Annotated in this window: 13 protein-coding genes; 1 reads left to right on the top strand and 12 read right to left on the bottom strand. The window is 64.5% G+C overall.

Features of this window, described 5'->3' with window-relative positions:
• Positions 1-87: 87 nt before the first annotated feature.
• From ACZYZF_RS07895 to ACZYZF_RS07880, 4 genes are all read right to left on the bottom strand, one after another.
• A complete protein-coding gene (locus tag ACZYZF_RS07895; protein ID WP_463835209.1) occupies positions 88-681 on the bottom strand; it encodes a twin-arginine translocation pathway signal in 594 nt (197 codons plus the stop codon).
• Positions 678-1352: a hypothetical protein gene (locus ACZYZF_RS07890; protein ID WP_463835208.1), complete on the bottom strand. Its 675-nt coding sequence runs from the start codon at positions 1350-1352 to the stop codon at positions 678-680. The genes ACZYZF_RS07895 and ACZYZF_RS07890 overlap by 4 nt, the downstream gene beginning before the upstream one ends.
• A gap of 159 nt (positions 1353-1511) precedes the next feature.
• Entirely contained in the window at positions 1512-1910 is a 399-nt protein-coding gene (locus ACZYZF_RS07885; protein ID WP_463835206.1) for a hypothetical protein, read from the bottom strand.
• A gap of 28 nt (positions 1911-1938) precedes the next feature.
• A complete protein-coding gene (locus ACZYZF_RS07880; protein WP_463744097.1) occupies positions 1939-2271 on the bottom strand; it encodes a hypothetical protein in 333 nt (110 codons plus the stop codon).
• A 187-nt stretch (positions 2272-2458) separates the two neighbouring features.
• Between ACZYZF_RS07880 and ACZYZF_RS07875 the strand changes: the two genes are divergently transcribed.
• A complete protein-coding gene (locus ACZYZF_RS07875; RefSeq protein ID WP_463742735.1) occupies positions 2459-2971 on the top strand; it encodes an Rv2253/PknI dimerization domain-containing protein in 513 nt (170 codons plus the stop codon).
• A gap of 44 nt (positions 2972-3015) precedes the next feature.
• Here the strand turns inward: ACZYZF_RS07875 and ACZYZF_RS07870 are convergent, their stop codons facing one another.
• Genes ACZYZF_RS07870 through ACZYZF_RS07835 form a run of 8 tightly spaced genes read right to left on the bottom strand, consistent with a single transcriptional unit; the run spans position 3016 to position 12219 of the window.
• Positions 3016-4605: an MCE family protein gene (locus ACZYZF_RS07870; protein WP_463835205.1), complete on the bottom strand. Its 1590-nt coding sequence runs from the start codon at positions 4603-4605 to the stop codon at positions 3016-3018.
• Positions 4605-5831 (bottom strand): MCE family protein, encoded by a 1227-nt coding sequence (locus ACZYZF_RS07865; RefSeq protein ID WP_463835204.1) that lies wholly within the window; start codon positions 5829-5831, stop codon positions 4605-4607. The genes ACZYZF_RS07870 and ACZYZF_RS07865 overlap by 1 nt, the downstream gene beginning before the upstream one ends.
• Positions 5828-7285: an MCE family protein gene (locus ACZYZF_RS07860; protein WP_463835203.1), complete on the bottom strand. Its 1458-nt coding sequence runs from the start codon at positions 7283-7285 to the stop codon at positions 5828-5830. Before ACZYZF_RS07860 ends, ACZYZF_RS07865 begins: the two co-directional genes overlap by 4 nt.
• Positions 7282-8364: an MCE family protein gene (locus ACZYZF_RS07855; RefSeq protein ID WP_463835202.1), complete on the bottom strand. Its 1083-nt coding sequence runs from the start codon at positions 8362-8364 to the stop codon at positions 7282-7284. The genes ACZYZF_RS07860 and ACZYZF_RS07855 overlap by 4 nt, the downstream gene beginning before the upstream one ends.
• Positions 8364-9395, bottom strand: coding sequence for an MCE family protein (locus ACZYZF_RS07850; RefSeq protein WP_463835201.1), 1032 nt, complete (start codon positions 9393-9395; stop codon positions 8364-8366). Before ACZYZF_RS07850 ends, ACZYZF_RS07855 begins: the two co-directional genes overlap by 1 nt.
• Entirely contained in the window at positions 9392-10579 is a 1188-nt protein-coding gene (locus ACZYZF_RS07845; protein WP_463835200.1) for an MCE family protein, read from the bottom strand. Before ACZYZF_RS07845 ends, ACZYZF_RS07850 begins: the two co-directional genes overlap by 4 nt.
• A 12-nt stretch (positions 10580-10591) precedes the next feature.
• Positions 10592-11452 (bottom strand): MlaE family ABC transporter permease, encoded by an 861-nt coding sequence (locus ACZYZF_RS07840; protein ID WP_463742742.1) that lies wholly within the window; start codon positions 11450-11452, stop codon positions 10592-10594.
• A complete protein-coding gene (locus ACZYZF_RS07835) occupies positions 11449-12219 on the bottom strand; it encodes an MlaE family ABC transporter permease (RefSeq protein ID WP_463742743.1) in 771 nt (256 codons plus the stop codon). Before ACZYZF_RS07835 ends, ACZYZF_RS07840 begins: the two co-directional genes overlap by 4 nt.
• Positions 12220-12374 lie beyond the last annotated feature (155 nt).

The raw sequence follows: 12374 nt of genomic DNA, 5'->3' as shown, positions 1-12374 counted from the left end.
CGACTTCGCGTCGGGTCCGCCGAGTCAATCCGGCCCACGTACCGGATGCTCATTCAATGGGAGTCGATCCCATCACAGTTCAGCCTGCTAGATGGGATCGAACGATGAGATCAACCAATTCCCATCGATTTTCGTGAGCCCAACCTTGACGGCACTGGCGGCCTGCGCCGGTTCGGGGTTGTCGCGGCTGGTAGTCGCCTGATTCAGGAAGACCAACACGTTCGCGGTATCGGATTGCACCTCGATCGTGGCAGTGCGAACGACCGCTGCGGTGGCGCGAATGTCTTTCTGCTTGGCTGCCGGCACAACGAACTTCTGGGCGAACTCGCTGTAGTAGTCCAAGAAATCACCGGTCAGGTGGGATCGTGCGCCCGCAATGTCTTGATCCAAACTGTCTGGCGCATAAGACAACAACGCCACCGCACCTTCAGTTGCTGCGTCGACTGCCGCCGTCGACGCTCCGGTATGCCCGTGATCCGCGCGGTACACGCCGAAATAAAGTGCTGCTGCCGACCCCGCCGAAGCGAGAAGGACGCAGACGACAGCGATCGGCCGCCATCGCCGCGCAATTCGACGAGTCCAGCGCTCCGTGGGTTCAAGACCCTCGTCGGCTACGCACTCCTCTGCCTCAATACTATTGACGTCGACCACTTTTGGTTCTTCGACGATGGATGCGCTCACGGGACGAACTCGACTTTCGACATCTTGATCTGTTCCCCGTCTTTGACCATGGTGAGGCTCAAGCGCCAGTTTCGGGGCTGCTGATTCGCTCCGGCCGAGTTACTGACCGTGGTGGCCGAACTGACGAGGACGACGGCGGAGTCGCCATCCATCGACTGCACTGCCGAGGCGTGCGCCGTCGCCTTCGTCGCTGATTTCGAGTCCTGCGCCGTTTTCACCAGATCCTTGGCGGAGGACTCGATGTCGTCTTTGAACTGGCCAGTCGAGTTGTCGATGATCTGCCGTACGTTGTCCGGCGCCGTGGCGCTGTCAATCGACATCAACGTGACGGCGGCTTGCGAAGCGGCCGCCGCGAACTCCACTCGGCGCTGCTGCTCACGGTCGGCCTGCTCGTGGAACCAGATCATGTATCCGCTTGCCGCCAGTAGCGCTCCGCTGACCAGGATGGCGACTCCGGCGAGCAACGTCGCCAGTTTCGGACGCCAATTGCGTTTCGCACCCGTGGCCGACGGTCGATCCTCATCCTCAGAATCAGGATCGGAATCAGCGGAGGACGAAGAGGAGGAGTCGGAATCGAGGTCGCCGGCGTCCGCGTCAACATCGTCGACATCGCCGGCGTCTTCGAGCACGGCTGTCTCAGTTTCCTGTTCGGAGCGGCTGAGTAACCGCATAGTGCACCTCCGTTTGTCTCGGCCAGTCGCGGATGGCACTAGATACTGTGGTCCGCCTCACGGCCGATGTGACTGCTGCCGCACGCTAATGCGGCCGAAACCGGCTTCGACGCCGGTGTCCCACCCAGCGGACAAACCCGCCCTGACGAACTGGCGCCGTCACCAGTTCCGCAGGGAGCACAACGCCCCTTTGGAGCCATCAGCACGGTCGACGACGATCCCGTCGATGGCCAGCTCACAGCGCAGAGTTTGGGCCGGTTGCGGAGCCAACCCGGCCGTGGTGACGGTCACCATGGCCCATTTCATGGGGTCGGCGAGCACAACCTCGCGGATCCAGGGCTTGCCCGGTTCCAGCGTCAGATCGTCCTTGGGGCTGAACTCGTACGGATTGTGGCTGTAGTCGGCCCATGTCGGCGGGTCGGTCTCGCGGAAATAGATGCCGACCGTTGTCTGCTGCTCGGCGGTGACCGTATAGGTCACGCGGTGCAGCATCGGGCCCTCGTCCGCATGCGCCGGTGCTGCCAAGGGGAAGTACGCACCGAGGGCCACGGCGGCCATCGCGCCCACCATGCCCGCACGCCTCAACTCACAGGTCACCACGAAGCCACCTGCTCGCACCGTCACTGGAAACACAACTCAGAAAAAGCCCGTCGGGCGCCTGGGCGACGGAGTTCTCGAAACCTGTGCATGGTTCGTTCTCCTCGCGAATGCCTTTCAGCGGCGGTGACCGGAAGTAGCGCGGCTCGTACCGGCGCGGCGATCCGCAGAAGACCACCCGGCCCCACGAGGTGGTGCCGAAGACGTAGTACGCCGTATCCGAACACGGCGCGCCGAGCACGACGCCGCCGGTGATCCCCGGTACGCACGAGGGTTCACTGCATCCGACGGGTTCAGCGCTCGCTGGGGCCGGCGTGATCATCGTCGCGACGAGAAGCCCTGTCGTTACTGCGATCGGTATCCGCACGTACGACACTGTGGCACGGTTGAATCCGGCCGCCAGGTCATGGCCCACTAGGTGGGACATTGTCCGTCAGAAGTCGGCAGAAGTTGCACAGTGAACACTGCCGCGGCGACCACCGGTGGCCGGCGTACAGAGGAGTTTGGTCATGCGGGTGTCGACGGCATTCATTGGGGCAGGGGTGCTCGCTGCCGCTGGCGTGGGCGGGCTGTGCGGCCCCGTCGCCGCAGCCTCCCCGAATTGGGGCCTCAACGGAACCTACATCGCCACGTCGAACGGCGAGTGGGCGAAGACGAACGATATCTTCCACGACGAGGCCAGCATTCGTGGCACGTGGACGATCTCCACGACATGCAGTTACCCGAGCGAGTGCACCGGCACGGTCGACACCGACTGGGGTTGGAGCGCACCGATCTACAAGAAGAGCGGCGTCTGGTACGTCAAGAAGACGGTGGACAACTGGCAGCCATGTGGGGACGGCACCGCAGGCCCGGGTCTGCAGGTGTACCGCTTCTTCCCCTCGAACGAGGATGCCACCGCAACCGATCCAGCGTCGACGACACTGCTCGGCGAGGATTCGACCACCGGCGTCAGCGGATCGTGCGGCACCAGCAGGGTCGTGTTCATCACGATGCCGTTCAAGCTCGTGAAAACGGCCTGACCGGACAGCTTTCCAGCTGCCCGGTCAGGCCCGGGGTTTTCGGCTCAGGTGGTGAAGAGGTCTTCCCACGTCCTGTCACCGGTACGCGGCACGAGGTCCGCCTGCCGGTACACCTTGCCGTCTGGTGTTGCGTACCGACCCGTCCGCGGGTCGTAGGTGGCGATGGCAACCGATGGTCCACCGGATCCGTTGGGGCTGAACGCACTAGGCGACATTGCCGGCTCCACGCTGCCGCTCGGCGGCACCTCACCCGCCGGCGTCTCACTTTGCGGCTCGCCGGCCGGGGCCTCCGCGGGCGGCGCTGCAGGTGGGGCCTCCGCGGGCGGACGCGGCGTGCCCTCCGTCGGCCCGTGGATGAACGTGTCACGATCGACGCGGGAATCCGGTGCGATCCCCTGGGCGAGCAGGTTGGGGTCGATCGGGTGCGGACCGAGGGCGTGCTGGCGCATCGCCAACGGCTCGTAAGGCTGGTCACTGTCACAGATTTCGACCGTGGGAGCACGCTTCCCCGGCTTGCCCATGCACGGGTAGTTGCGGGCGCCGCGGACGCCGATCGCCGAATCCTGCGGCAGCTTGCAGTACAGCCCGTCGGGCGTGTCGATGTCGCTCGTGTCCTCTGGAGACCGCCACGACGACGGCGGCAGGAATCCGACGGTGCACGCCGGTGGGTCGCCCATCGTAAGAGTGAAGTCGCCCAACGACATTCCGACCGGATTGTTCTTCGGCGCGCCGTACGACTGCGTTGCAGAGATGGACGGCGGCAGAAGTACCAGGAGTTGCTCCAGCGAGGGATGGTAGGTCACGCCGACCTGACCCAGGCTGGTGAGATTGGCCAGCAGCAACGGCAGGGTGGGCTTGACCTGATTGAACAAGCGGGACGCCTCGTCGGCGGTTCCCGGTCCGTCCTTCAACAGAGTGCGCACATGCTGGTCGTCGTCGGCTACCTGCTTGGTGATTCCGGCCATGCTCCGGGCCCAGGTACGGATCGCTTCGACGGATTCGACCTGCCCGTCGAGAAGCGGAGCGCCGTCGTCGATCAGCGCACGGGACTGATCGGAGGCCGCGTTCGCCTCGGCGATCAGTCGCGACGACGAGTCCAGTAGCGACCCCATGTCGTTACCAGAGCCGTTGAATGCCTTGAAGGTTTCGTCCAGCAGCGGGCTGATCTTGTCCTTCGGAATGCTGCCCATCAACGAACTGACCTGATCGAGCATCGGGCCGACGGCCTGAGGGATCGACGTGCTGGATGCCGGGATCAAAGACCCATCGTGCAGATAGGGTCCCGAGTCGTTGCGGGGTTGCAGATCGACGTACTGCTCGCCCACTGCCGACACGCTCAGCACCGCGGCGTGCAGGTCGGCGGGAACCTTCGGTGAAGTGTTCAGCGACAGTGTGGCTTCCGCTCCCTCGCGGGTGGGCCGCACGTCGGTCACCTTCCCCATCTGCACACCGCGATAGGTCACGTTGGAGAACTGGTAGAGCCCACCGGTCCCTTCCAGTTGCAGGGTCACCGTCATTCGCCCGATACCCAACAGGGTGGGGGCCTGCAGGTAGACGATGCCCATCAGGGCCATGCCGATCACCGACGCGACCGCGAAGATGACCAGCTGGATTCGGATGAAGCGGGTGAGCATCAGTTGCCACCTTCGTTTGACGCTGCCGGGTCAGCAGGTAGTGCAGCGGCCGGCGAGTCGTCCGCCGGTGCCGGGTCGATCAGCGGCGGCACCGTGGCCACCGCTGACGGGGGCTGCGGCGTCAGCGGCATCCCCAGCGGATCCTTCGTGTAGTTGGCGTACCAGGGGTCGCCAGGTGCCGGGGTGAGGGGCAGCCCCTCCTGACCCCACCGAGTTCCCAGGAACAATCCCCTCTTCAGCCTCGGAATGGTGAAGTCGAAGGTGATGAACTGGTTGAGGTAATCCCCGCGGATTGCCCGGTCGATGAAGTTCTGCGGGTAGGGATATCCCGGCGCGTATGCCAGCACGGTGCCCAGATTCGGTCCGACGTCAGCCAGCGCCCGCACCGTCGGTTCGAGGTTGCGCAGATTGGTCAGCAGGTCCTCGCGCGTCGCGTTGACGAGATTGGTCGCGGTGTCGCTGAACTGACCGAACTTCTCCAGCGCCGTGGTGATGCGGGGACGCTCCTTGACCAGGACCTCCAGAGCCGGAGGTATCCGTTGCAACGCCGTCGTGATCACCTCTTGCTGCCCGGACAGCGTGCCGGCCAAGCGGTTCAGTTCCGTGATCGAGGCGTTGATGTCGTCTCGCTGGTTGGCGAACATCCCGACGATGTCGTCGAGTCGGGTGAGTAGATCACGGATCTTGTCCTCGCGGCCGTTGAGCGCGGCATTGAATTCGGTGACCAGGTCACCGATCTTGCCCAGGCCTCCGCCGTTGACGAGCACCGACAGCGACGACAGGGTCTGCTCGGTCGAGGGATATGTCGAAGTCTGGTTGAGCTCCAAGGTGGCGCCCGGGGTCAGCCTCCCGGACGCAGACTGTCCCAGCGGCGGATCGAGGGCGATGTGCATGGAGCCCAAGAGGCTGGTCTGTCCGACGGCGGCGACCGCGTTGGCCGGCACGACGACGTCGGGCTTGACCGATACCTCGACGTCCGCGTGCCAGCCTTTCACCACCATGCGGGAGACACTGCCCACGATGACGTCACCGATCATGACGGGCGAATTCGATTCCAGTGTCCCGATATTGGCGAGTTCGACGTGATAAACCGTCGCGTCTGATCCGCGCCCGACGGTGCCGGGCAGGGGCAGTGAATTCAGGCCATGGAACGCACAGCCGGTCAGCGTCGCCACCGCGCAGGCGGCTACCGCAGTCAGTCGGGTCAGCGACCGCCGGGTGATCACGGAGTACCTCCTGGGGCCGGCGGTGCGGGGATCGGGGCAGCTTCAGCCGGAAGCAGCATGTCCTGCAACGTCCTTGGCGCTTGCACTTGCGCATCCGCCGGAATCGGTGATCCCGGATACGCCGCGGGCGAGGTATTTGCGGGCAGGCCGTCGGGTGTGTACGCACCGGGCGGTCCCGGAGGTGCGCCCCATCCGGCCGGCGGCGCCACGTCGTTGGCACCGGTGTAGGCCGACACCGCCGGCGGTAGATCCTCGTAAGGTTGTGGACGCCCACCGGCCCCGCCCGGTGCAAGGTTTGGATCGGTGTACACCAGGTTCTCCGGGCTGGGCGACTTCTTGAGATAGGCGTTGAACGGCATCGGCATGTGGTTGAAATTCAGCAACGACAGGGCCGGTCCGAGGTACTGGGCGCACAGCTTGGACGATTCCGCTGCGGTGGCATTCTTGACCGCCCCGATCGCCGAACACACCACCGACAACGGGTCGGAGAAGTTCGCCAGCGCGAAAGCGCCGACCGCGGTTCCGCTGTCAGGGTTGTAGATGTTGTAGCCGTTGGCAATCGCATTGGGCGCGACGTGCAGGACGTTCTCGAGCTTGGTCTTGTTGTCCACCAGGTTCTGGGTGACGTTGTTCAGCCGCTGCAACTGCTCGGCGGTCTGGTCGCGGGTACCGGCGATGAATCGCCGAACGTTGCCGACGGCATCGGCAAGGTTGGTCAACGCGCCGTCCAGATCGGAACGACTGCCGTCGATGACGCTGGTCACGTTGGCCAATTGCCCTTGGAACTCGACGATTTGGGTGTTGCTGTCCCGCAGGGCCGTCACGAAGACCTGCAGGTTCTTGATGATACCGACGACATCGCCGCTCCCCTGTCCCAGAATCTTTGCGACACCGGAGAGCTGACTGATTGCCTCGTGCAGTTTCTCGCCGTTACCGTTCATTGCTGCGGCGGCACTGTCGACGAAGCGGCTCAGCGAGGTGGCCGACGTCCCGTTGATCGGCCCCAGATCACTCGCCAACCGCATCAACTGGTCCTTGACCTGGTCCCACTCGACAGGCACGGCGGTACTCTCCACCCCGATCTGCGCACCGTCAGCCATCGTCGGCCCGACATCTTCGTAGGCCGGCGTCAGCTGGACATATCGGGCGGCAACCAGGTTCTGCGCCATGACGATCGCCTTGGCATCAGCCGGGATCTTCACATCGTGGTCCACGGCGAGGGTCATCCTCGCCTGCCCTCCGGCGGGTTCGATGCTCTTGATGGAACCGACCTTGACGCCGGCGACCCGAACCTCGTCGCCCGGATAGATCGCGGTGGCAGAGGTGAAGTACGCGGTGATCGTGGTCGGCTTGAACACGGTCTGTCGCACGATCACCGCCGTACCGGCCACCGCCAGCGCAGCGAGCAGCACCAGTACGGTGCGGCTGATCTTCGTCCGATTGCGGGCGATCATCGACTTCCTCCGGGAATGCCGTTGTGGGGCCAGGGGAATTCGGCCCGCGGGCCGGCGTTGTCGGGAGGTTGTCCGGCGTTGGTGCCGCGCCGGAACCCGAATGCGTAGTCGAGGAAGGGCTGCAACGTCTGCGAGGGCAGGAGGTTCCCGACGAACGCGTTGTAATACCAACCGTTGTTCACCGATTCGCCCTGGGTGACTTGATATTTGGCGAGACCTGCCAATGCCCCTGCGATGTTCTCGCGGTTCTTCTCCAGCATCGCCGTCACCGAGTTGAGCTGCTTGAGCGTGGGTGCGAGCTCTTCTTCGTTGTCGTGTACCAGTCCGGAGAGCTGCTGGGACAGCGCCGAGGTACTGGCCAGCAGTTTGACGATCGCATACCGGCGTTGGTCGAGGACCCCTACCAACGCGTGCGCGTCCAGCAGCAGCGTGTTGACCTGCTGGCTGCGCTTCGACAGGATGCCGGTCACGTCGGCAGCGCTCTTGAGCAGGTTGGACAGCGACTCGTTGCGGCTGTTCAGCGTCTCCGACAACCGGGACAGCCCTTCGAACGTCGGCCCCAGCTGTGGCGCCATCCGATCGATGGTGTCCGACAACGTATCCAGCGACTGTGTCAGCGCCGTGGTGTCCGTGCCGGCGGTGTTGTTCGTGAAGTCACCGACCGCGTTGGTCAACGAATACGGTGAGGCCGTCCTGGCGATGGGGATCGTGTCCGAGGCGCGCATCGTGCCCGCGCCGGCCGGTTCGAGAGTCAACATCCTGGCGCCGAGCATCGTCCCGGTGCGGATGCGTGCAGTGGTATCGGAGCCGAGGCGGACCTGACTGTCGAGAGTGAAGGTCACCAGTGCCTTGCCGTGGCTCAGACTGACATCGGTGACGATGCCCTTGGTGACCCCGGAGATCTTGACGTCGTTACCGGTGGTGATGCCACCGGCCTCGGCGAACACTGCGTGATATTTGACCGACGTAGCCCACGACCACAGTGCTTGCGGCTGGAGTCCGACAGCAATGACCATCGCGATCAGCACGATGCCGATGAGGCCACTCCGGATGAGATGCGATCCACGGTATTTCAGCATCAGGGCTCCCCACAGCGTCCGGTGTTCTGCATGATCCACGGGAAGTACGCGGTGCGCCCTTGCAGGTCGGTGACCCGGACATTCATGCCGCACAGGTACTGATTGATGAAACTTCCGTAAGCACCCAGCCGGACGAGCTTGCGGTAATTCTTGGGCGCGTTCTGCAACGCCAGATCCATCCGCGCCATGTCGTCTTCATTGGAGAGCAACGGCGCCAGGCGCGTCAGTTGATCCACCGTGCCCGACAGTGGCGGCCGGGCCTGTGTCATCAGGTCCGTCAGCGACGCGGTTCCGTTGTCGAGCGCGGTGATGGCCTCTCCGATGGGATCGCGTTCTTGTGACAGACCGGTGATGAGTTGTTGCAGCTGGTCGACGGCACCCGAGAACTTGTCGCCGTCCTTGGCGACTGTTGCCACAGTGGTTTTCAGGTTGTCGATCAGTTGCTGCACGGTCTGCCCGTTGTCGGCGAGCGCCTGGGTGAACGAAGTCGTATGCGCCATCAGCGATTCGACCGTGCCACCCTGGCCCTGCAGGATCTGGATCAGGGAGTTCGTCAAGGCGTTGACGTTCTGGGCGTTGAGTCCCTGGATGACCGGTTTGAGCCCTCCGAGGAGCAGGTCGAGATCCAGCGCCGGCTCGGTCCGGTCGATCGGAATCTGCGAACCGGGCGGCTGGAGTTTGGTCGAACCGGGTGCGTCGAGCAGCTCGAGATAGCGGTTGCCGACCAGATCCAGATAGCGCACGGCGATCTTCGTGGCCGTGGTCATCACGACTTCACGGTCCGAGTCGAAGCGCACCAGCACCGTGTTATCCGGCTGCAGTGCAACGTCGTTGACCGTACCGACGCGGATGCCGGCCACCCGGACGGAATCGCCGGCCTTCAGGCTCGACGCGTCGGTGAACACCGCGGAATAGCCGTTCGTCGACCCGGTGCGGTATTGGCCCATGATCGCGAACAGCGCTCCGGTCAGGAGCAGCATCGTCACTCCGAACACGCCGAATTTGACAGCGGTCCCGCGGCTGCGCGTCATCCCGGTTGTCCTATCTGGGTGGTGTTGCGCGGCGGGCCGTCGAGCGGACCGTAGAGCGCTTGCTTGAGCCCGTCGGAGTTCAGCAGGATCCCCTGATTGCCGTATTGCGCTGGGTTGGCATCGATGTCGGTGACCACGAACGGCGGCCGCTGCCCGAAGCCGACCTCGGGCAGGCCCTGGCACTGCGCGCCACCGGTGGCGGCCACCTTCGGCAGGTTGCCCGGATAGCGGTAGCGTTCGGTGCCCAGCAGGAACGAGTCCAGCAGCATGACGCCGGGTAGCGGTTGCGGGGGGCCCATCGCCAGCGGCTCCATTCCCTTGAGCGCGCAGGTCAGTGCCGGGTTGTACTGGTTGAGCAAGTTCGTGGTCGGTACCAGCAGGCGCATCGCGTCCGTCACCGCGGCGCTGTTGGTCGCGACTACTTCGTTGCCCACGTCGGCCAGCCCGATCGCGCTGATGAGCAACGCATCCAGATCATTTCGGCGATCGACGAGCGTGTCGCTGAGCTGCGTCGCGTTACGGACGGTGTCCATCAGATCCGGCCCGGCGTCGGCATAGGCCTTGAACACCCTTGGCGCTACGGCCATCTCATGGCTCAGCGTCGGAAGGCTCGGGGCGATCTTGGCCAGCAGGGCGTCGAGATCTACCAAGGTCTGACCGAGTTTGTCGCCGCGGCCGTCGATGGCCTGGGCCATCGCGCCGAGCGTCTCGTTCAGTTTCTCCGGCTGGATCTGCGCCAGCACCGAGACCAATTGCTCGAATACCGTGTTGATCTCGACGGTGGTGTGCGACGCATCGAGGATCTGGCCGGCATACATCGGTTCCCGCGAGGGCTGCGGCGGCGGGACAAGCTGAACGAACTTGGCGCCGAACACAGTGCTCGAGGCGATCTCTACACCGGTGTTGGCCGGGATGAGTTGCAGGTCACCAGGGTTCATCGCCAGCCGGAGCGCCGCCTGCCCGTCCGGCAGCGTCTCGATGGCGACGACCTTGCCGACCTGCGCCCCGTGCAGTTTGACCTTGGCATCAGGGTTCATCACCAGGCCGGCCCGCGGAGAGATGACGGTCACCGCGGCGGTGGGTGCGACCCCACCACGGAACAGCACGATGGCGCCCGTGATGATCGCGGCGATCACCACGACCGTGATCAGTCCGCTCAGTTGACGTTTAGCGTCACGCGACATCGGATGCCTTCTCTAGCCGGAGAGGTTGAAGTTGCCGTTGGAGCCGTAGACAGCCAGCGAGATCAGCAGGGTGATCGAGACGACGACGATCAGCGACGTCCGGACCGCATTCCCGACCGCCACGCCCACGCCGGCCGGGCCGCCCGTGGCGAAGAAGCCGTAGTAGGTGTGCACCAGCAGGATGGCCAACGCCATCAGCAGCGCCTGCAGGAACGACCAGAGCAGGTCGATCGGGTTGAGGAACGTACTGAAGTAGTGGCCGTACAGCCCGCCGGACTGTCCGAGCAACACGACGGTGGTGAACTGGCTGGCCAGGAACGACAGGATCACGGCGATCGAGTACAGGGGCGTGATGGCGATCATCCCCGCCACGATGCGGGTGGACACCAGGTATTCGACGGGCCGGATCGCCATCGCTTCCAGCGCATCGACCTCTTCGTTGATCCGCATCGCGCCCAGCTGCGCGGTGACACCGGCGCCGAACGTGGCGGCCAGCCCGATCCCGGCGACGATGGGCGCCGAGATCCGGACGTTGATGAAGGCTGCCAGGAATCCGGTCAGCGCTTCGATGCCGATGTTGCCCAGAGAGCTGTAGCCCTGGATGGCCAGGACCCCACCGGTGGCTAGCGTGAGGAACCCGACGATGACGACAGTGCCGCCGATCATGGCCAATGTTCCTGCACCCATGCTGATTTCGGCGATCAGGCGGACGACTTCCTTCCGGTAGTGCGCAGCCGCAAAGGGCACGCCCGCCAGGGCCCGGCCGTAGAACAGGACATGGTCGCCGATGCTGCTCAGCACCGCCCCGGGCCGTCGCACCGCCCGGGACAGGCGCGGGTAAGCCGACTGGAGTACCACCGTCGACGCCGTCATCGGGTGGTCATCTGGATACCGATGGCGGTGACCACCACGTTGACCACGAACAAGGCCATGAAGGCGTAGACGACCGTTTCGTTGACAGCGTTGCCCACCGCTTTGGCGCCCCCACCGGACACGGTCAGACCTCGGTAGCAGGCGACCAGACCGGCGATGAGGCCGAACAACGCGGCCTTGACGCAGGAGATGATGACCTCCGGGATGCCGGTGAGCAAGGTGATGCCGGCGGCGAATGCGCCGGGATTGACGTCCTGGACGAACACCGAGAACAGGTATCCGCCAAGGATTCCGATGATGACGACGACGCTGTTGAGCAGCAGTGCAACCAGACCCGAGGCCAGCATCCGCGGAGTGACCAGCCGCTGGATCGGGTTGATGCCGAGCACCTCCATGGCGTCGATCTCTTCGCGGACGGTGCGCGATCCCAGATCGGCGCACATCGCGGTGGCGCCGGCGCCGGCCACGATCAGCACCGTCACCATCGGCCCCACCTGGGTCACGGCGCCGAATGCCGCGCCCGCCCCGGATAGATCTGCCGCGCCCAGTTCCCGCAACAGGATGTTCAGGGTGAACGACACCAGGACGGTGAACGGGATGGCGACCAACAGCGTAGGCGCCATGGAAACCCTTGCCACAAACCATGATTGGTCGAGGAATTCGCGCCATTGGAATGGGCCGCGCACCACGAACCTGGCGGCATCCACCGACATGGCGAACAACCCACCCACCCCCTCGAGTGGGCCGGCGAGTTGTCGCTGCAGCATCGGATCTCCGTTCTGTGTGGCTCACGCGAGGGTCCGTATGACCTGGAACACGTCTCGACCGGGAACCATCGCAGTTCACAACCCAGCGCACCATCGCATGTCCCACCCACCGGGAATACCGCCCCGCGGCCCGCGCCGTGCACTGGTTACCGGTC

Source organism: Mycobacterium sp. IDUB_24 (assembly GCF_055419385.1).
The sequence above is the reverse complement of the archived record's forward strand: the minus strand, read 5'-3'. Positions and strand labels throughout refer to the sequence as shown.